Source organism: Acaryochloris sp. CCMEE 5410 (assembly GCF_000238775.2).
GTDB lineage: Bacteria > Cyanobacteriota > Cyanobacteriia > Thermosynechococcales > Thermosynechococcaceae > Acaryochloris.
The window spans coordinates 816,344-836,791 of record NZ_AFEJ02000001.1 but is presented as its reverse complement, the minus strand read 5'-3'; the positions used below and the strand labels follow the sequence as shown (position 1 = coordinate 836,791).

Genomic DNA, 20,448 nt, shown 5'->3' with positions numbered 1-20,448 from the left:
TTTATTGCAATGTGCCTTTAGCAACGCTAGCAAGGAATTCTGCTGCGGCTTCAGGAGTATATTGAGCCATGATTTGTGATGACCGTTCTCCCATACGCTGACTTAAAGAGGGGTCATCTACAAACTTCTTCATTACAGATGCAAATGCATTTGTATCATTAGGATCGAATATATAGCCATTATCGTCATTTGCTACCAATTCCGAGGCTCCAGCAAACTGAGAGCAAAGAATGGCCTTACCCACAGCCATGGATTCTAAGACAACCATCCCCCAAGTGTCTTCTAATGTTGGTAATACGAATATATCTGCATAACCAAAATACGCCCCTAATTTCTGATAATCGACTTTCCCTATCCATTTGACGTAGTCTTCCAAGTTATGGGTGCGACAATATTCCTCTAATCCTTGGCGTTGATCACCATCTCCTACAATCATCACCGTGAAGGGCTGACACCCATCTTGGACTAAAGAGGCGCATGCCTTCAGGAGTAAAGAAATCCCTTTGCGGACACTCACACTTCCAACAAATATAAAAATGGGTCTTTTAAACTCAAGATGACTTAAATTCTCCCCTGCTGAAGAGGCTTGGAGCGCGTTGCCGGACGGAACCTCATAAGGATGTAAATGAACAAGCTCGGCAGGCGCTGCGAGGCATTCTTCTAAGTACTGCTTGCCAGCATGGCTATTGGTAATGCAGGCGTCAGCCGCCTGGACCATTGCCTTTCGAATCGACAATCTCAGGGTTGAATTTCGATAATCTACACCGGGCGAACTACCTTCATAGGCAATCACGACCCGCCATTTGCCGATGGGTTTAGACAAGAGTGCCAGAATCGTCCAAACCCCAAAGGAGTTGCAGAAGATCACATCAGGCTTGAATTTCAGTAAGCGGTTGACGATATTTAGGGGCATGACGGTGAAATTGTCACCGTAACTCGCCGCTGATTTTCGCAAGGAAACGACTTTCCGTTCACCGACAATATCAACTTTGAAGGCATCTTCATAGCCTGGTGCAAATCCTCTCCAATTTGCCACAAATGCCTGAGTGTAAGGGTTAATATCTGAGAGGCTTTTGAGCATCGGATGCCAGTAGTCAGCTGCTGAAGTTAAAAGCCAAGCAATACGAAGATTTTTCATTTCATGTATGGGGGTAGAGCAGTTCCAAACTCAAAACATCAACTAGTAAGGCGAATATGAGGTTTATTCTGGCTCCGTATTATTCATTTAGTTCAATCATGGCTCTTGCTTTTTCAGATTACCCCCAAATGCAGAATGGACTTTGGCAAGTTTGAGTTATGACATATTTACCAGAATTAACTGGCGGCGATGAATTTGTGTCAATATTATTGGCTTTCCGCTGATATGTTCCAACATAAACATAAGATGTTCTGGGCGTAGGATAGTCCCATCATTCCGGCAACTGCCAATATAGTTTATTTGAGTTGGGTTATCTGTCCCCAAATTTAAAGAGAACAGTCGATCACGCAAATTGACCACTTTCTGTTTCCCAGATTTGGTGGTTTGCTCAAATAGAATTTCTTTTGTCTCCAAGATTTGATCGAGCCAGATTTGCCATTGCTCAGCTTCTAAGGATGAGTTGTTGCTGGCTGTGACGGTTAGTGAATATTCAGCCTGGCCCACGGCTTGAGTGGCGGAGGGGGCTTTGAGATCAATGACTTCAGCATTGTAGATGGGGATATCAGACGGCAAAAAAGTGTCTAGGGTTTGCCGAAAAGTTTCAAGACTAACGCATTCCGTTAGTTCAAAGTCGACGATCTCGCCTGAACTGGTTGCTCCTAACATCAGGGCGTTAGCCGGGGCGATGCGAGGACTGGGGTGAAAGCCTCCAGTGTAGGCAATAGGAATGTGCGATCGCCGCACAATACGATCAAACAATCGCAATAAATCCAGATGGCTGACCAACGCCATATCCCCCTGTTTCCCGAACCAGACCCGAATACGTTGCACACGCTCTTGATTGGGAACGAAGTTGCCGTCAAATGTAGGAATTGGTTGAGGGGGAACAACGACGTTATGACCAAAATCAACGCTACAGACTCCACAGTGGGAGCAGCCCTCGAAGGAGCAATCCGGGACAGTCGCCGCTTCCAGGGCCCGCTTCAGATCGTCCTGCAGCCATTGTTTATCGATGCCAGTGTCCAGATGGTCCCAGGGTAAGGGCACATTTAAACTTTGGAGAGGGTGATGGCTTGGCTGGAGAGATGTGTCCTGGTCTGGAGAGGAGCCATCAAACAGATTCCATTCCCCTTGCTCGACTTGGCGGTATTTCCAGGTGAGATTCGCTTCTGCGATCGCATCGGTCCAGGCGCCATAGGCTTTGTCTAAACTTTCCCACCAGGAATCCATACCAGCCCCCAGTTCCCAGGCTCGTTTAACCACAGGGGCCAAGCGGCGATCGCCTCGGCCGACAAAATCTTCCATGGCCGAAATCCGCACATCCGTGAAGTTCACCTTCACCCCTTTTAATCGTCTAAATTCGGCCCGTAGGAGATCTTGCTTGCGCTGGAATTCCTGGGTGGAGACAGAATGCCACTGAAAGGGGGTATGGGGTTTAGGGGTGAAGTTAGAAATGGTGATGTTGAAGTTGAGACGGCGCTTGCCTTGACCCTGACATTCTCGGCGCAGCCACCGAATCGTCTCCGCAATGCCCAAGACATCGGCATCCGTCTCTCCGGGTAAGCCAATCATGAAATAGAGTTTGACTTTGCTCCAGCCCTGCTCATGGGCCGTTTTAATCCCTCGCAACAGCTCCTCATTAGTCAAGCCCTTATTAATGATGTCCCGCATCCGCTGAGTACCCGCCTCGGGAGCAAAGGTCAAGCCTGTTTTACGAGTGCCGCCAATAATATTGGCAATATCTTGATCAAACCGATCGACCCGCTGACTGGGCAAAGATAGGGAGACATTCTCATCCTTGAGCCGATTCTTGATTTCCATGCCCACAGCAGGGAGTGCCAGATAATCAGAACAGCTGAGGGACAAGAGGGAAAACTCGTTATACCCCGTCTCCCGCATGCCCGTCTCAATGGCATCTACGACCTGTTCCGGCTCAACATCCCGAGCCGGGCGGGTGAGCATGCCGGGCTGACAGAATCGGCAGCCTCGGGTACAGCCCCGCCGCACTTCGATGGTGAGGCGATCATGGACGGTCTGAACGTAGGGGACCAAGCCAATGGAATAAGCGGGCATGGGATCGGCCACTCGTCGCAAGACTCGTTTTGGGACATCGGGACGGTTCGGATGGACGGCTCCATCGTCAGCCATATCGTAGAACTGAGGTATGTATACGCCGGGAATTTGGGCTAAGTCAAGTAAGATGGCCTGGCGGCTCAAACTTTGGGCTTTGCCTTCTTCTAAAATTAAGCCGATTTCCGGTAAGAGTTCTTCGCCATCCCCCAAGGCCACGAAATCAAAGAAATCCGCATAGGGTTCGGGATTGGATGTGGCGGTCTGTCCGCCAGCGAAAATCAACGGATAGGTGGCACCACTGGTCTTACCCCAACCGGCCTGATTGCGTTCTTGCCAAGTTAAAGGAATCCTAGCTAGATCCAACATCTCTAGAATATTGGTAGCGCCCAGCTCGTAACTGAGGCTAAAACCTAAAATATCGTAGTCAGTTAGGGCTCTTTTGGTTTCAACTGCAAAGAGGGGCGTTTCCGTTTCCCGGAGTTTGGTGGCTAAATCTGCAGATGGAAGATAGGCGCGATCGCACAACTGTCTCGGCTGGGCATTGAGAATGTTGTAGAGAATAATATGCCCCAGATTAGATGCCCCGACCTCGTAAACTTCAGGGTAGGTCAACACCCATCGTACTGAAGCTGAATCCCAGGCTTTATGCACAGCACCTAGCTCATTACCGAGGTAACGAGCCGGCTTCATAATGTCAGGCGTAATCAGCGATTCAACAGCTACAGGCACGGGCAATCTCAAACTTCAACGTTAACCGTTCAAATCTACTATAACGAGGGACCACTCGCGTCAGAGATCCACCGTCATATTTATACGCAGGGCAATTCAAGATGGCCTCTATATTGATAAAGTCAGATCAGTAGGTCAATCGAGCAGTTCAATCATGACAAATGCAACGCCAACTCCCGTTATCGTCACTGGAGCCGCTGGCAAAATGGGGCGGGAAGTGATCAAAGCTGTAGTCCAGGCCGATGACTTGAGACTCTATGCTGCGGTTGACCGCAATCCTGACGTGTTTAGTCTAGATGCAGGGGAACTTGTTGGTCTTGAGACTTTAAATATTGAATTGACCAATGAACTCGAACCGGTTTTAGCAGCAGCGGCCCAAGAGAAACAGCCTTGTGTCATGGTGGACTTTACCCATCCCAGCTCCGTTTACAGCAATATCAGATCTGCGATCGCATATGGGGTATTTCCGGTCATCGGCACCACTGGCCTTAGCGATGAGCAAATGAATGATCTGACCGGATTTACTGAAAAAGCCAGTATGGGTTGTTTGGTCATTCCCAACTTCTCCATTGGTATGGTGCTGTTACAACAGGCTGCCGTTCAAGCCTCCCAATATTTTGACCATGTCGAAATTATTGAATTACACCACAATCAGAAAGCAGATGCACCCAGTGGAACTGCCGTTAAAACGGCTCAATTACTCGGTGATTTAGGCAAAACCTATAACCCTGCCCTGGTCGAAGAGAAAGAGCATTTAACCGGTGCTAGGGGCAGTCTAGGTAGCGAAAATATTCGAATTCATAGTATTCGGCTACCAGGATTAATTGCTCACCAAGAAGTTTTATTTGGTGCCCCTGGTCAACTCTATACCTTGCGCCATGACACGAGCGATCGGGCCTGCTATATGCCGGGTGTTCTTCTTTCTATTCGAAAAGTTACCCAGTTACAAACTCTGATTTATGGATTGGAGAAAATCCTGTAGCTTTCCCAAAAAACTGGGTTATGCAACAGCATGAAGCTGGACCGATAGACCGGCAGACGTCCAAATTGAGGTGAATACGTTTGTCTATGATTATCCTCTAGGGGCTAATTCCCGACAGGCCAATATTGACAAAGAATTCAATGCTTATTGGCGGCTTCTATGGAACATTAAGGTCGAGTATGTGAGTATAGTTAAAGACAACTTAACTGTTCTTAAAATATTCAACTCACATTATGTCAGCAGCAATTCAGTTTATCCGGGGCGTTGATGAAGAGGTCATCCCTGACGTACGGTTAACACGGGCTAAAGATGGTAGTTCAGGCCGGGCTATTTTTTACTTCGAAAATCCAAATCTGATCCAAGAAGGGAAATTGGAAGTGATGGGGATGTATCTGCAAGATGAAGAAGGGGAGTTAACGACTCTAGACGTGAGTGCCAAATTCGTCAATGGCAAGCCTCATGCTATTGAAGCTAATTATGATATGAAATCTGAAGAAGAGTGGGATCGATTCATGAGGTTTATGAATCGGTATGCAGAATCCCACGGGCTTGGGTTTTCGAAATCTTAGGTTGCGGCCATCAATTTAAGAACCACCTTCCCTTCCAGTCACTTCGCTGTGCAAAAGAGTAATCATCAGCCGATTATTTGAATTTGGACCTTGCACAGCGACTGTGGGGATTTTCTACTCGTTGGGTTGTTCGGACCAAAGATTGCAGATTAGCCTTATGGAAACTCACTTCATAGAATCTGCTTGAGCACGATTCACCGTTTCAGCCTTTCTGTTTTGCTTAGGGATTGCTACGGAATTTTGAGGTTTCCCATTATGTGAATGAATGGATTGCTGTAGACTTCGGATTGCCTGCATGTATTGAGGATCATTAAAAGTAGCCAGTTGGCTGGGATCCGAGTAGAGGGTTTGTAATTGCTCCGGCGTCAGCTTCACAGGAATATCAGGTGTAATTCCTTTGTGGCTAATATCAGTCCCGTTTGGAGTGAAGTACTGAGATACAGTAATCGCAACCCCTGAGCCATCCGATAGTTTGTGGACAGACTGTACTAAGGCCTTCCCAAACGTCGATGTTCCGATCACTTTTGCTCGATGGTTATCCTGTAAAGCGCCTGTCAGAATTTCGCTAGAACTTGCAGAATCTCCATCAACCAAGACCACCAAAGGGCGCTTAGTTAGTGCAGTGGGATGTGCCCGAATATCATCTTGTTTGCCTTTGCGATCAACCGTGTGAACGATAAATCCTCGGTTTAGCCACATTTCAGCAATTTCGATACTGGCATTTAGAAGTCCTCCTGGATTCCCCCTTAAATCGAGCACAAAGCCGTCAACATTTTGAGCTTCCAGTTCTTTGATCGCCGTTTTCATCTGCTCGGAGGCATGAGCGCTAAACTCCAGCAACCGAATGTAGCCAACACGATTATTCCCTTCCTGTTTGATTTTGGTATGAACTGTAGGGAGTTCAATGACGTCTCGGGTAATATTCAGGTCAAACGGATCTTGCCCAGCTCGACTGATCCGTAACTTGACTGCAGTATCAATCTCCCCTCGAATTAAACTGGAGGCATCTTCGAGATCCATGGCATCAGTTTTGTTGCCATCGATGGCTAGGATACGATCTCCAACCTGTAAGCCAGCCTTTAATGCAGGGGCATTAGGCAACAGCTTAATGACTGTAATTGCATTCGTCGTTTTATTCTGTTCTAACCGAATACCAATACCAGACAACTGACCTGAAGTTTGAGTGGTCAGAGCCTTAAACTCTTGAGGCGACATGAACCGTGTGTAGGGATCATCCAGTTCCGCTAAGGCTTTACGGAGGGCAGAATAAGCATGCTGTTTGGAAACATACTGCTCACCTAACAAAGTCTGACGAGTTGCCTGCCAATCCTTTTGATTAAAGGTACCGTCAACATAGTAGCGGTTGACTAACTGCCAAGCTTCATCCAGAACAACCTTCGGACTATCTTCAAGAGCAGCCTGGGCTTCACTCGTTAAACAAGGCTGTAACAAGGTAAAGGTCGTTGCTGGAACTAAGACGACACTTTTCAAAATCCCATGGCTACGAGTCGTCGAACGGAGCTTGAATGATTGATTCATATACCGAAGAAGAAAGAATGGTTACCGAGGCCAAGCGTTCAAAGAAACCTGCCATCTTTGCCAAGGCAAGAAAGTGGGTACACTCACTGAACAGCTAACGCTATTGAATTGAAGATTTTTTACCCCGCAGCATTTGTCATTAGGATGGACAGAAAGAGCTAGAAACCATCACACCCACAAAAAATTTCATAAACTCAGAACCAGCAAGTACATCTAGAGCAGACTTACCAGCGGCCCGAAGAGCGTGCTAGACCTTTTAATCCTATCCTAGCCAGGCCTGCACAGAGAAGATGAGCCCGCCCCTTACCAAACTGGACACTAAGGGTTGGGGAATCAAATTCTTCCTCACAAACTACACATCGAGGCTTATTGGAGCGGGTTAGTCGAGATTGTTGAAAGAGTCGCTTACGCCTTGCTCGTCGTCTTGGTGCCATATAGGAGTTGAGTATCTGCAGATTGTCGCTAGACTTACCGCCATTGTATTGGATCATTCTCAAAAAGGCCGCTTAAGTCATATTCATCCGCGATTACTACACCAATTCTCAGTGATTTCACGGTCATCGGATGGGTTAATTAAGAGAAACGCCTACTGTTGTCGAGTCACCTAGAAACCGCTCAGCATCATTCACTCTAAACATGTGCTAGCTGTTATAGCTTCTGGCTTGTGGCTCTTGCGCGAGATTTTTCATCTAACCTCTAGTCAAAATTAAAAAAACAAGAATCAGTGGTTATACGGTCGATGAGCCTTCTGGGAAAGAAGATACTAGGAAACATAGAAATTTTTCAAATCTCACTTTCTTAAGTATGTTTTCCCAAACCAGCTCAACAGTGGTGAATCGCTTAGCATTTCTCAGAACAACTGATTTTCTACAACGTATTGAGAATGAAGCTTTCTTAGAATGTTTAGCAGCAGATATGGAAGAGCGAACGTTTAAGGAGAATCAAGCTATCCTCCACAAAGGAGATCGAAAAAGATTAATCTTTTTCATAGTTGAAGGAAAAGTCAAAATTCATGTAGATGATATCAAAATGGCTGAGCTTTCACGGGGAGCCCATTTTGGGGATATCAATCTCTTTGATAGTCAGCCAGCCTCTGCAACTATCACTACAATTGAAGCCAGCAAATGTTTGGTTCTACATCAATCTAAACTACAAGCTGCATTGCAAAAGCATGCCGAAAGCAAGGCCGAGCTGGTTGCCAGCCTCTACCAGCGCCAGCAAAAGGCTCAAACCTCAACCTTTCAACAAAATGCACTCCAAAACTGGTGTACCAGAATTCAAAACCCGAGTTGGGCCTATTAGAACGCATAATTAAAACCCGGATCCCTTGCGACAGCAATTAAAGGTTTGAAGTGGACTAAAAACTTCAACTCGAATTTGTCGCTCCGGCAAAAAAATGCCGGAGCCAAATTGTATAAAGGTTTCAGTGGAACTCAAACTAAGGACCAATTATGCCTTGTCTGTCCAGCTGAACATCGCTCGTAAATCTTTGCCGACCTCTTCAATCGCATGTTCAGACTCACGCCGACGAGTTGCTGTAAATCCTGCTTTGCCGGACATATTCTCTAGCACAAACTCCTTGGCAAACTGCCCCGTTTGAATTTCATGCAGAACTCGGCGCATTTCAGCCTTTGTTCTGTCATCAACAATGCGAGGTCCACGGGTGTAGTCTCCATACTCTGCTGTATTGGAGATGCTATCTCGCATTTTGGCCAGCCCGCCTTCCACAATGAGATCCACAATTAGCTTCACTTCATGCATACATTCGAAATAGGCCAGCTCAGGCTGATATCCAGCTTCTACTAGGGTTTCAAAACCTGCCTTAATGAGGGCAGTCAACCCACCACATAGAACAGCTTGTTCTCCAAATAAATCCGTCTCTGTTTCTTCCCGAAAAGTGGTCTCGAGGATACCTGCTCGGGTTCCCCCTATCCCTTTGGCATAGGCCATTGCTCGATCCCGTGCTTGGCCTGAGGCGTCTTGGTACACAGCAAATAAGCAGGGAACGCCTTGCCCTTGGGTATAAGTCCGACGCACCAGATGCCCAGGACCTTTCGGAGCCACCATGACGACATCAACGTTGCTAGGGGGGACCACTTGGGCAAAATGGATGTTAAAGCCGTGGGCAAATGCCAATACCTTATCTGCACTCAAATGGGGTTGAATATCCTGGGTGTAGACGGTTCTCTGAACTTCATCTGGCAGCAAAATCATAATTAAGTCAGCAGCTTTTGCAGCGTCTGCAACTGACTTCACCGTTAGTCCTGCTTCTTGGGCCTTTGCTGCAGATTTGCTCCCTTCATATAAGCCTACAATGACCTGAACACCGCTATCCTTAAGGTTTAAGGCATGGGCATGCCCCTGGGAACCATAGCCAATAATGGCAACGGTTTTATTTGCCAATAAATCTAAATTGGCATCGGCATCGTAATACATGCGGGCCATAATATTTTGCTCTCTCCTTAACAGCCAGGGGCTATCTGCTGGCTTCTAATTCTACAATTAATCGCTGGTGAATCATACTACGAACACGCCAACAAAGAGCAACAAATTTCTGATGCTGTTGCTCAAAAAAAGTGCGTTGTCCACCACAATAGCCACTGCCTCTTCTAAGGGAGGCAGTGGCTTAAAAACTATTTGCTTGTTAGCTTGGCTGCTGCAGTCAAAAAAACTGGACAGACTACTAGAAATGCATGCCCTAGCGAAAACGACGCTTACGACGAGTAGCGATGCGCTTACGCTTCTTCTTCTCTAAGGGGGTCTCAAAATGGCGTCGACGTTTTACATCTGCCAAAATTCCGGCCTTTGAGACTTGACGCTTAAATCGTCGCAATGCAGATTCAATGCCTTCGTCTTCACCTAAAACCACCTGAACCACTACTTGACTTCTCCTTGATGTTGTTTCATTTTCAATATTGACTTTCCCTTGTAGGCGATATTTCACCCTAGGGAATTGCTATCTATTCTACTGTTTTTTGGAGAAAACCAGCCATTCCTATCCATTGTAAGCATACCCTCACAACAAGAATGGCGTCACATTCCTATGATTTGTTGCCTATCCAAAACAGAAGTGAAATAGATCAGATTTTGAAGACCATTTTTGCAGAAGCCCCAGATATTGTGACCTCTGCAATATCTCTACCAGGAAGGTTTGGGAGTACGAGGGCGAGCTTTGTTGACTTTTAATTGGCGCCCCATCCACTCAGCACCATCTAGGTCTGCGATCGCAGCCTCTTCTTCTGAATCATTCTCCATATCCACAAATCCAAAACCGCGTTTGCGGCCTGTTTCCCGATCAACGGGAAGGTGAACTTTCACTACTTTGCCATACTCTGCAAATACGGCAGTCACGTCGTCTTGGCTCGCTTCGTAGGATAAATTCCCAACATAAATCGACATCAGTGTATCTCCAAAGGGCGGGTAAAGTAAGGGTAAACAGGAAATATCCTGTCTATTGTTGAACTAAAGGTGTAGCTTTACAGTCACAGCCAACACAGCAGAGGTTGCGGGCATCTAGACCTAAAGGGCGCGTTGCGGCATGATGTAGGTCAAAATGCTATAGCAATAAATATCTGCAGTAATTGGACATGATCTTGCCCCAAGGATTGATCGGAAAAGTTAGCATGGAACAATGGAATTAGATAATGTTGATCTAACTCTATCGCCTTTACCGCATTTTTCCTAATGCTTACCCACTCACTATTTTGAACATGAAGAAAGTTGTTGTTGGCCTCTCTGGAGGAGTGGATAGCTCCGTTGCCGCAGCGAGCCTTAAAGAAAAAGGGTATGAAGTCATTGGTCTTACCTTGTGGTTAATGCAAGGCAAGGGGCAATGCTGTTCTGATGGTCTAGTGGATGCTGCTCAACTTTGCGCAGATCTAGATATTCCTCATCATGTGGTGGATAGCCGCGACCTATTTTCTGACAACATTATTGACTACCTAGTTGAGGGATATCAGCAGGGTATTACCCCTTTACCCTGCTCACAATGCAATAAAACGGTTAAGTTTGGCCCCATGCTAAACTATGCTCGCCATGAACTTGATACAGATACGATTGCCACAGGTCATTACGCCCGGATTGCTTACAGTGAGCAGGAAAAACGCTATCAGCTCCTGCGGGCTGTGGATCGAAATAAAGATCAATCCTATTTTCTCTACGATTTAGATCAAGATCTATTGAGTGGCACCGTTTTTCCGTTGGGAGACCATACAAAAACCGAAACCCGCCGTATGGCGACCCAACTTGACCTTCACACAGCCGAGAAACCTGAAAGCCAGGACTTATGTCTAATTGAGGCCCATGGTTCAATGCAAACGTTTTTGGATCAGTATATTGAGACCCATCCAGGGGAAATTGTTGACCAAGGGGGCAACATTCTTGGGCATCACCAAGGGGTGCATCATTTCACAATTGGTCAACGGAGAGGGATTGGTGTAGCTGCGCCTCATCCGTTGTATGTGGTGGATTTAGATCCAGGAAAGAATCGAGTCATTGTGGGAGATCGAGAAACAGCCCTTAAAACTGAATGTATGGTGAAACGGGTGAATTGGGTTTCAATTGCCCCTCCCCAAAATCCGATTCATGCTGAAGTTCAGGTTCGCTACCGGTCAAAACCAACAAGCGTTACTATTATCCCCCTGGATGCTGAAGCACCAGGTGGGCGAGTGAAGTTGGTGTTTGAGGACCCCCAATTTGGTATCGCTCCAGGTCAAGCTGCAGTTTGGTATGACCAGGAAATCCTGTTGGGTGGAGGCATTATTGAGGCGTTCTCTTGATTTTGACGTTTGTGCGTTAAACTGCTGTACCCGACTGCATTAACGCTTGCATCGGCTGCCAATTGCAGATGTCCATTAATAAGGATTGATAGCCTTGGGGATTTGGATGTAAACCATCTGCTCCAAGCTGTAGATCCCGCCAGTCTGATCCTCTTTGTTGCCAGATATCAAACAGATCCAAGAATGGAATTTGTCGTTCATGGCAGGCCAAGCGAGTCGCTTCATTATAGAGATGCTGATCGGCGTGGTTGTAATAAAAGGCGTCCAAAAATGGCATTGCCTGTTCATTCACCGGCACCATACCGACAAACAACACCGGGCAAAGCTCAACAGCGCGATCGAGCAGTTCTGCTAATTGATTTTGAAAATCTGAGAATGGAGTAAAACACCGACCGTCGAGACGACCTAGGCGTGCAGAATCATTCACCCCAACCGATAAAATAATTCGATCCGGGACCTGATGTCGCAGTTCCCCTCGATAACGAAATTCGCTTTCTAGCCGTCGCGCGACATGCTTAATAGTATCTCCGCGCACCCCTAAGTTGTAGAGAATGTGGCCTGCATTATCGGGATACATCCACTGCCGTCGGAGCCGCTCGACCCATCCTCCTCCTTCAGGATCGCCATAACCGTAGACCAGGCTATCCCCCAACGCCACAAGTTTCAGGGGGATTGGGAATTTAGGCGTTGGTTGTTTGAGTTGGGGAGATGCAGAAAGACTATGCATAGGGATATGGTGGTTTGAGTTAAATCGAAATTTAAAATGCTTTGAATTAAGTTTTATTAATTTCTTAACATTAGCATTCGATTTCCCTCACTTTAAAGCGCTGTGTCAAAAAGCTGCAGTGATGAATCTCACAATTTTTTGATAAATAAACAGAGCAAGCTAGATTCGCACTGCACGAGCAGCAATTCACTGGATGAGTTGTAATGCAAAACTAACCAAGTACTTGCCATATTGAGCTTGGCAAATACTTGGTAAAGGTGGACTAACTTTCATTTGATGTAAACAATAGCTAGTCAATACTGAATCTATGGGGAGATGGGGCTAGAGATCACCGCGAATATCTTCAACCACACCATCTCGCAGGAGGATTTCAACCTGCATTCTGCGAATGAGGTGATCTCCTTTTTTGATGTAAAAGAAGCTATCGATTTGCCCTTGCTCAACTTCTTGTTCCATCTCAAGGGATTGGACTTGGTTCAGTTGCTGCAAGACCTGGTTTTTTTGATCTAAGAGCTCACTTTTGCGATTATTCGCTTGCATCTGGATATTTTGAATTTGAGCTTGGGTCTCTTCTGAAGTGCTACCTTCAGCCCCAATAATTTGAACCGTTTGCTTTTTTAACTCACCGATCATTTGTTGAACTTGGGTATCAAGTTGCTGAAGCTGACCATCAAATTGATTGATTTGGGCTTGGAGCTGTTGTTGAGCTTCATCTTTCCATAGAGGGGTAACAACTGCTTTCACGGTAATGGGGCGTTTCAACAGAAGCTGATCAGCAGGAATTTCCATAGGTCTTTTGCAGCGAATTTGAATCTATTTAAACATTCCGTTGATCATATCGCGGTAATGCTCCATGACAACACGACGACGAACTTTTAGGGTTTGTGTAAGCATTCCATTTTCGATGGAAAATGGTTCTAAGGCAAAGGCAAAGGGACCAATGCGCTCATCTGGGCGGTAGTTTGGACGATTTTTGACTTCTCGTGTGAGTTCCTGGCGATAGAGATCCTGGATGGGCTGATCGGTAAAGGTAAGTACTTTACTCCCTGGCGGGGGAGTATTACCGGGGAGTTGAATGGAGGCATTTTGCTCTGATGCCCACTGCTGCAATGCATCGAGATTAGGAACAATTAAGGCCCCTAGGCTTCGTTGATCTTGACCAACCACCATAATTTGGTCAATGAAGGCGCTGCGGGCACAGGCGTCTTCCAGGGGTTGCGGCTCAATATTTTCACCGTTGGAGAGCACAATGGTATCTTTGGCTCTTCCGGTTAGAACCAAATCTTGTGTAGGCGTCAACCAACCTAAATCACCGGTGTCAAACCAGCCTTCTTGATCGATCACTTTAGCGGTCGCTTCAGGATTTTGGTAGTACCCCTGCATGACTTGAGGTCCTCGGACGATAACGAGACCTTGTTGACCGGTCGGTAAGGTTTGACGAGTTTGAGGATCAACAATTCGAATTTCGGTCTTGGGAATGGGCTTGCCTGCTGAGCGGCGCAAATTGTGTTCCGCGCGACGAGCAGTCAAGACCGGTGAGGTCTCCGTTAATCCATAGCCCACAATCAGTTCAATACCGACGGTTTCAAAAAAGGTTTCTAGGTGCATGGCTAAGGAGCCACCGCCGCTAAACGACTGCTTGAATTGCCCGCCCATGGCTTGTCTGATCTTGGTATAAACGATGCGATCGCCCAATTGATGCAACGGACCTAGGAAAAGCATCTGCAGTTGAGCCAGGAACCGTTGTAGCCCTGACGGATTGAGATTATTAATGTCCAGCCTTTGCTGAGTCCGGCGGGCCAGAATGTATTTCTGGCTGATCCCAAAAAACGTATTGATTAGTTTTTGACGAGTGGCAGGTTCGCCCCGAAACTTTTTCTGCATCCCTTCGTAAAGGGACTCCCATAAGCGTGGCACACTGCCCATATAGTGAGGTTTATAGGTTTGCAAATCTCCTTTGAGATTTCGAATACTGGTATAGATTTGCGTGCACCCTTGGGACAGAAAGTAGTAATCTACCAATCGACCGAAAGAATGCCAGGTGGGGAGGATACTGAGAATGCGGTCCCCCACTTCTGGCTGAACCGCCGCTGGCATGGCTGTAATGATATGGAGTAGGTTGCCATGACTCAGCATGACGCCTTTGGGTTTACCACTGGTACCAGAGGTATAGATCAGTGTTGCTAAATGTTCTCGACCCAACGGAACCGCACGAACGGCACCGTGAGTTCCTTCTTGGAAGATTTGGGGGAAGTTCAATACCTGAGATTGACCGTTGTTGGCCACGTCTTCATCGGAAAGCAAGGCCACTAACTTTAAGGGGAGTTTTGTTAGGAAGGGTTGTAACTTACTTAATGTTGCTGCATCTTCAACCAGTAAAAAGGTCGCCCCACTGTTTTCCAGAATGTAGACAAGCTCCTCTGGGCTGGCCTGGGAACTGCGGACCACATTGACGGCCCCTGCCATAATGCTGCCTTGATCGGCGATAAACCAACGAGAGCTATTATCGGCAAATAATGCTACGCGGTCGCCAGGCTTAACCCCTAATGCCTGTAAACTAGCTGCGAACCGTTGGACTTGGCGATTCAATTCCACGTAGGTGAGATTGACTTCTGGTTTGACATGGGGATCTCGAAGGGCCACAATTTCCCCAAATCGCTGGGCAGCAATCGGCCATATTTCAGAAATAGACTGTAACTGGTTATATTCCAACTTCACGGTTTCTGAAGGATGTGGAGGATGGCCAACAGACATAATTTGTCTTTCTCCAAAGATGTGTTTTTTACCTATATGACGATTCTCTTATATATTTGAGCCGTGATTGCAGGGAACACATTTAGATTAATTTCCTTAGCAGCCAGAGAATATCAGATGATTCCCCAGTTTACTGAGAACTGCCGGGATATCCATTGGGCAAAATGGTGGTGGGATGAATCTCAGTACCATTGAAGTCAACAAAACTGGCGCGAAAAAAATTGCTGCGAATTAAAATGGATTGTGATAAGTTGCACTGCTCCATATTGGCTCCACTGAGATTGGTTCCAATCAGATAAGCAGCGGAGAGATTGGCTTGCTGTAAATTGGCGTTTTGCAAATCGGCATGGGTTAGATCTGCTCTGATAAGCTGTGCAAATGCTAATTCTGCCCCGATTAGCGAAGCCTCTTTTAGTTTGGAATCGGCTAACAGAGTAGAGTCCAACCAAGTTTTTTCTAGCTGTGCTTGGTTAAAGTTGGTTCCAGTTAAATTAGACCGACTCAAGGTTGCATAAGCTAGATTAGAGCCGGTTAAGTCGCTCCCTTGAAGATTGATCTCTGGCAAATATGCCTCAAACAAATTAATTTGACTCAGATCAGTATGGCTGAAGTCTCTAATTCCTGAGTCATACTTGGCGAGTAAGTCTTCAGCACTAATCTTTTGCATATAGATTTCGAACGACGCATATCCTCATTGGGTGAGTTGAGCTGAGCATTTATACCTAATGCTTAATATGAATTTACAATCCTGGATTAGAGAATAGGCCAGTCTTAAGAATGGCTTTAGCTTTTACACTGCCTAGGATTGTCTGCTCTTATCGGACTGATCGGGGAAAGTAATGGTCGAACAATTCAGTGAAGTAATTTAATGCATCTACATAAAAGATCAAGATCCAAATCGGTCAGTAAATATTCTGTTTAGATGCTTAAAGGGGGGCGCATCAGATCTATGCGTATGTTTTTGCCTATGGACTTCGGCTATGCTTGATGGAGGAGCTAGGAGCAATCTAGGCTTGCAAGCATGATTTGAAGTCCATTACAAATTTCCTTGCAAATTGTGTCAGTTCCTGACCACCGTACCGTTTCACAGCAAATTATTTGGTACAAATCTTTATAGAACCTAATAGTCGTGCACAAGATTGTTCACGTTAAAGGAGCGCGATCGCATGTTCACTCACGTCAAGTCCACCATTAGACATATTGTCCCCAAGGAGCTGCGGGGACGTTCCTTAATGAAGGTGGTCTATGTCGTGTTGGAGCCTCAGTATCAGAGTGCCCTTACGGCAGCTGCCAATGCTATTAACGATAGTCACGACAGTGTGGCCGTCGAACTCAGTGGCTACCTCTTAGAAGAATTACGCTCACCCGAAAATTATGAGGCCTTTGAGGCCGATATGGCTGAAGCGAATATTTTTATTGGCTCCTTGATTTTTATCGAAGATTTAGCCGATAAAGTCGTTGCTGCGGTGGAACCTCATCGCGATCGGTTAGATGTAGCAGTGGTTTTCCCCTCTATGCCTCAAGTGATGCGTCTTAATAAGATGGGCAGCTTCACAATGGCTAATTTGGGGCAATCTCAAAGTGCGATCGCACAATTTATGCGCAAGCGTAAAGAGCAGTCTGGTGCCTCGTTTCAGGACGGCATGCTGAAACTGCTGCGCACCTTACCTAAAGTCCTTAAATACTTACCCGTTGATAAAGCCCAGGATGCTCGCAACTTTATGCTCAGCTTCCAATATTGGTTGGGCGGCTCCCAGGATAACTTGGAAAACTTCCTGCTGATGCTGGCCAACAAGTATGTACCGGAGCTAGAGGACAAAGTCCAGTTTGCCGATCCGGTGACGTATTTGGAGATGGGGATTTGGCATCCCTTGGCCATGGAGATGTTTGCGGATGTCAAAGAATATCTCAACTGGTTTAGCTCTCGGCGTGATATCCCTGATGCGCTCAAGAATGGCACTGCACCTACCGTCGGCCTGATTCTCCAGAGAACTCACTTAGTCACGGGCGATGACGCCCACTATGTGGCGACAGTTCAGGAATTGGAATCGCTAGGGGCTCGGGTGATTCCGGTGTTTGCTAGTGGCTTGGACTTTTCTAAGCCCGTTGAAGAATTTTTCTATGAAACTCCTGGTGGAGATAAAGCCTTAGTCGATGCCGTTGTTTCTCTAACTGGATTTGCCCTGGTGGGAGGGCCTGCTCGCCAAGATCACCCCAAGGCGGTGGAATCCCTGAAAAAGCTAAACCGTCCTTATATGGTGGCCTTGCCCCTAGTTTTCCAAACCACGGAAGAGTGGGAAGAAAGTGATTTAGGTTTGCACCCGATTCAAGCTGCTCTACAGATTGCTATTCCTGAATTGGATGGGGCGATTGAGCCGATTATTTTGTCGGGTCGTGATGGCGTTACTGGACGTGCGATCGCACTCCAAGACCGGATCGAGATGGTGGCCCAAAGAGCCATGAAGTGGGCTTCTCTACGCCGCAAGACCAAGATCGAAAAAAAGCTGGCGATTACGGTCTTTAGTTTCCCCCCTGATAAGGGTAATGTGGGCACCGCCGCCTACTTGGATGTATTTGGCTCCATCTATAAAGTGATGGAATCTTTGAAAAAGGATGGCTACACCATCGAGGATATGCCGGAAGATGCAGAAGCCTTGATGCTGGAGATTCTCCACGATGCCCAGGCCCAGTACAATAGCCCAGAACTTAATATTGCCCACCGGATGTCGGTGCAGGAATACGAATCCCTAACGCCCTACTCAAAACGGTTAGAAGAATCCTGGGGTCCCCCTCCTGGCAACCTCAACAGCGATGGCCAGAACCTGTTAGTCTTCGGCAAAACCTATGGCAATCTGTTTATTGGGGTACAGCCCACCTTTGGCTATGAAGGCGACCCCATGCGGTTGCTATTCTCTCGCTCCGCCAGTCCTCACCATGGATTTGCCGCCTACTATAGCTATTTAGAAAAGATTTTTAAGGCGGACGCTGTCCTTCACTTCGGCACCCACGGCTCCTTAGAATTTATGCCCGGCAAGCAGATCGGCATGTCCAACGACTGCTATCCCGATACGCTCATCGGCAGCATTCCCAACCTCTATTACTACGCCGCCAACAACCCCTCTGAAGCCACCATTGCCAAGCGGCGCAGCTATGCCAATACCATTAGCTACCTGACTCCTCCAGCTGAGAATGCGGGTCTTTATAAAGGACTCAAAGAACTCAGTGAGCTAATTGGCTCTTACCAGACTCTGAAAGAAAGTGGTCGAGGTGTTCCCATCGTCGATACGATTATGGATAAGGCCCGCTTGGTAAACTTGGATCAGGATATTGACCTACCTGAGCAAGATGCCAAAGATATGACTCAAGAAGAACGCGACACTATTGTCGGTCGCGTTTATATCAAACTGATGGAAATTGAGTCCCGGCTTTTACCCTGCGGTTTGCATGTGATTGGTAAGCCTCCTACAGCAGAGGAAGCCATTGCCACCCTCGTCAATATCGCCAGCCTCGATCGGGGTGAAGATAATATTTTGGGTCTACCCCGCCTGATTGCCAACAGCATCAATCGAGACTTAGACGAAATATTCCACAATAGCGATCGCGGCGTCCTCGAAGACGTGGATCTGCTCAACACTATCAACGAAACCACCCGAGCAGCCGTTGCGGCTATTGTCCATACTCAAATTGATGAAGAAGGACGAGTTTCTAAGGTTTCGCCTTTGAACCTGTTTAACTTCGGTCGCCAAGAAGAGCCCTGGGTAAAGGCCCTCAAGGAAGCAGGCTTCCCCGATGTGGATCAAGAAGCGCTAACCCCCTTAGTGGAATATCTTGAGTTTTGCCTTAATCAAGTGGTGGCGGATAACGAGCTAGGTGCCTTACTCCAGGCCCTAGAAGGTGAATATGTGCTGCCTGGCCCAGGTGGTGACCCGATTCGCAACCCAGATGTACTACCCACGGGCAAAAATATCCATGCTCTGGATCCTCAATCCATTCCAACAGAAGCAGCGGTCCAATCCGCTAAAGTTGTCGTTGATCGGCTTTTAGCCCGGCAAAAGCAAGAGAATAATGGCGAGTGGCCTGAATCTATTGCTCTAGTCCTGTGGGGCACAGACAACATCAAGACTTATGGCGAATCTTTGGCTCAAGTCATGTGGTTTGTGGGGGTAAAGCCATTACCAGACTCCTTAGGTCGAGTGAACAAGCTAGAACTCATTCCTTTGGAGGAATTGGGTCGACCTCGCGTTGATGTGGTCGTTAACTGTTCCGGTGTGTTTCGCGATCTGTTTATCAACCAGATGGCTCTGTTAGACCAAGCCGTTAAGATGGCTGCCGAAGCGGATGAGCCATTAGAGATGAACTTTGTCCGCAAGCATGCACTCAAGCAAGCCGAAGATATGGGCATCAATTTGAGACAAGCTGCCACTCGAATCTTCTCCAATGCCTCCGGTTCCTATGCCGCTAACGTCAACTTGGCGGTGGAGAACAGCACCTGGGATGAAGAAGCTGAACTGCAAGAGATGTACCTCAAACGGAAGTCCTTTGCCTTCTCTGCTGATTCTCCTGGCGATATGGAGCAGTCCAGAGAAATTTTGGAAGCCTCCCTCAAAACAGTAGATGCGACCTTCCAAAACCTCGACTCTTCCGAAATTAGCCTCACGGACGTGAGTCACTATTTTGACTCTGATCCAACTAAGGTAGTTTCCAGCCTTCGGGATGACAAGAAAAAGCCGAATGCCTATGTTGCCGATACCACAACAGCTAATGCTCAGGTTCGCACCCTCTCGGAAACAGTCCGTTTGGATGCTCGCACCAAACTCCTCAACCCGAAGTGGTATGAGGGGATGCTCAGTCACGGCTATGAAGGTGTGCGTGAGCTATCAAAACGCCTAGTCAATACCATGGGTTGGTCGGCAACGGCAGGTGCAGTGGATAATTGGGTTTATGAAGACGTGAACACAACCTTTATCGAAGATGAGGAGATGCGGAATCGTCTTAAGAATCTTAATCCTCACTCTTTCCGCAAAGTAGTAAGTACATTGCTTGAGGTGAATGGCCGTGGATACTGGGAAACCAGTGAAGAGAACCTACAAATGCTCCGAGATCTCTATCAAGAAGTTGAAGATAAGATTGAAGGTGTTGAATAGCCGTTTAAACTATCA

15 protein-coding genes are annotated in these 20,448 nt (G+C 46.9%); 5 read left to right on the top strand and 10 right to left on the bottom strand.

Annotated features, from left to right (window positions below):
• Position 1: 1 nt before the first annotated feature.
• The gene (locus tag ON05_RS03610; protein WP_010476858.1) at positions 2–1,138 is read right to left on the bottom strand and encodes a glycosyltransferase family 4 protein; all 1,137 of its coding nucleotides are present in this window, start codon (positions 1,136–1,138) and stop codon (positions 2–4) included.
• A gap of 156 nt (positions 1,139–1,294) precedes the next feature.
• The gene (locus tag ON05_RS03605) at positions 1,295–3,940 is read right to left on the bottom strand and encodes a TIGR03960 family B12-binding radical SAM protein (RefSeq protein WP_029315436.1); all 2,646 of its coding nucleotides are present in this window, start codon (positions 3,938–3,940) and stop codon (positions 1,295–1,297) included.
• Between the two features lie 154 nt (positions 3,941–4,094).
• On the opposite strand from ON05_RS03605, the gene dapB reads away from it, so the two are divergent.
• On the top strand, positions 4,095–4,922 hold the full coding sequence (dapB, locus tag ON05_RS03600; protein WP_010476861.1) for a 4-hydroxy-tetrahydrodipicolinate reductase: 828 nt from the start codon (positions 4,095–4,097) through the stop codon (positions 4,920–4,922).
• A 233-nt stretch (positions 4,923–5,155) separates the two neighbouring features.
• Complete coding sequence (psb28, locus tag ON05_RS03595) at positions 5,156–5,491, top strand: photosystem II reaction center protein Psb28 (RefSeq protein WP_010476862.1); 336 nt, start codon at positions 5,156–5,158, stop codon at positions 5,489–5,491.
• A gap of 165 nt (positions 5,492–5,656) precedes the next feature.
• Here psb28 and ctpB read toward each other — a convergent pair whose 3' ends face one another.
• Positions 5,657–7,030, bottom strand: coding sequence for a carboxyl-terminal processing protease CtpB (gene ctpB / locus ON05_RS03590; RefSeq protein ID WP_029315437.1), 1,374 nt, complete (start codon positions 7,028–7,030; stop codon positions 5,657–5,659).
• A gap of 915 nt (positions 7,031–7,945) precedes the next feature.
• Here ctpB and ON05_RS03585 point away from each other — a divergent pair.
• Positions 7,946–8,332, top strand: a complete 387-nt coding sequence (locus tag ON05_RS03585; RefSeq protein ID WP_262561138.1) for a cyclic nucleotide-binding domain-containing protein — start codon at positions 7,946–7,948, stop codon at positions 8,330–8,332.
• 147 nt (positions 8,333–8,479) lie between these two features.
• Here the strand turns inward: ON05_RS03585 and ilvC are convergent, their stop codons facing one another.
• From ilvC to ON05_RS03570, 3 genes are all read right to left on the bottom strand, one after another.
• Positions 8,480–9,475, bottom strand: a complete 996-nt coding sequence (ilvC, locus tag ON05_RS03580) for a ketol-acid reductoisomerase (protein WP_010476865.1) — start codon at positions 9,473–9,475, stop codon at positions 8,480–8,482.
• A 253-nt stretch (positions 9,476–9,728) separates the two neighbouring features.
• On the bottom strand, positions 9,729–9,908 hold the full coding sequence (gene rpsU / locus ON05_RS03575) for a 30S ribosomal protein S21 (protein WP_010476866.1): 180 nt from the start codon (positions 9,906–9,908) through the stop codon (positions 9,729–9,731).
• Between the two features lie 260 nt (positions 9,909–10,168).
• Positions 10,169–10,429: an RNA-binding protein gene (locus ON05_RS03570; RefSeq protein ID WP_010476867.1), complete on the bottom strand. Its 261-nt coding sequence runs from the start codon at positions 10,427–10,429 to the stop codon at positions 10,169–10,171.
• Positions 10,430–10,740: 311 nt separating this feature from the next.
• Between ON05_RS03570 and mnmA the strand changes: the two genes are divergently transcribed.
• Positions 10,741–11,808 carry a tRNA 2-thiouridine(34) synthase MnmA gene (gene mnmA, locus ON05_RS03565; protein ID WP_010476868.1) on the top strand — a complete coding sequence of 356 codons (1,068 nt, stop codon included), beginning with the start codon at positions 10,741–10,743 and terminating at the stop codon, positions 11,806–11,808.
• Positions 11,809–11,824: 16 nt separating this feature from the next.
• On the opposite strand, the gene ON05_RS03560 is transcribed toward mnmA, so the two are convergent.
• The 4 genes from ON05_RS03560 to ON05_RS03545 all read right to left on the bottom strand — a co-directional run bounded on the left by ON05_RS03560 (position 11,825) and on the right by ON05_RS03545 (position 15,956).
• Positions 11,825–12,535: a GDSL-type esterase/lipase family protein gene (locus ON05_RS03560; protein WP_010476869.1), complete on the bottom strand. Its 711-nt coding sequence runs from the start codon at positions 12,533–12,535 to the stop codon at positions 11,825–11,827.
• 321 nt (positions 12,536–12,856) lie between these two features.
• A complete protein-coding gene (locus tag ON05_RS03555; protein WP_010476870.1) occupies positions 12,857–13,324 on the bottom strand; it encodes a YlqD family protein in 468 nt (155 codons plus the stop codon).
• Positions 13,325–13,348: 24 nt separating this feature from the next.
• Positions 13,349–15,289: a long-chain fatty acid--CoA ligase gene (locus ON05_RS03550; RefSeq protein WP_010476871.1), complete on the bottom strand. Its 1,941-nt coding sequence runs from the start codon at positions 15,287–15,289 to the stop codon at positions 13,349–13,351.
• 130 nt (positions 15,290–15,419) lie between these two features.
• A complete protein-coding gene (locus ON05_RS03545) occupies positions 15,420–15,956 on the bottom strand; it encodes a pentapeptide repeat-containing protein (protein WP_010476873.1) in 537 nt (178 codons plus the stop codon).
• 499 nt (positions 15,957–16,455) lie between these two features.
• On the opposite strand from ON05_RS03545, the gene ON05_RS03540 reads away from it, so the two are divergent.
• Positions 16,456–20,433: a magnesium chelatase subunit H gene (locus ON05_RS03540; RefSeq protein WP_010476874.1), complete on the top strand. Its 3,978-nt coding sequence runs from the start codon at positions 16,456–16,458 to the stop codon at positions 20,431–20,433.
• The last annotated feature ends 15 nt before the right edge of the window (positions 20,434–20,448 follow it).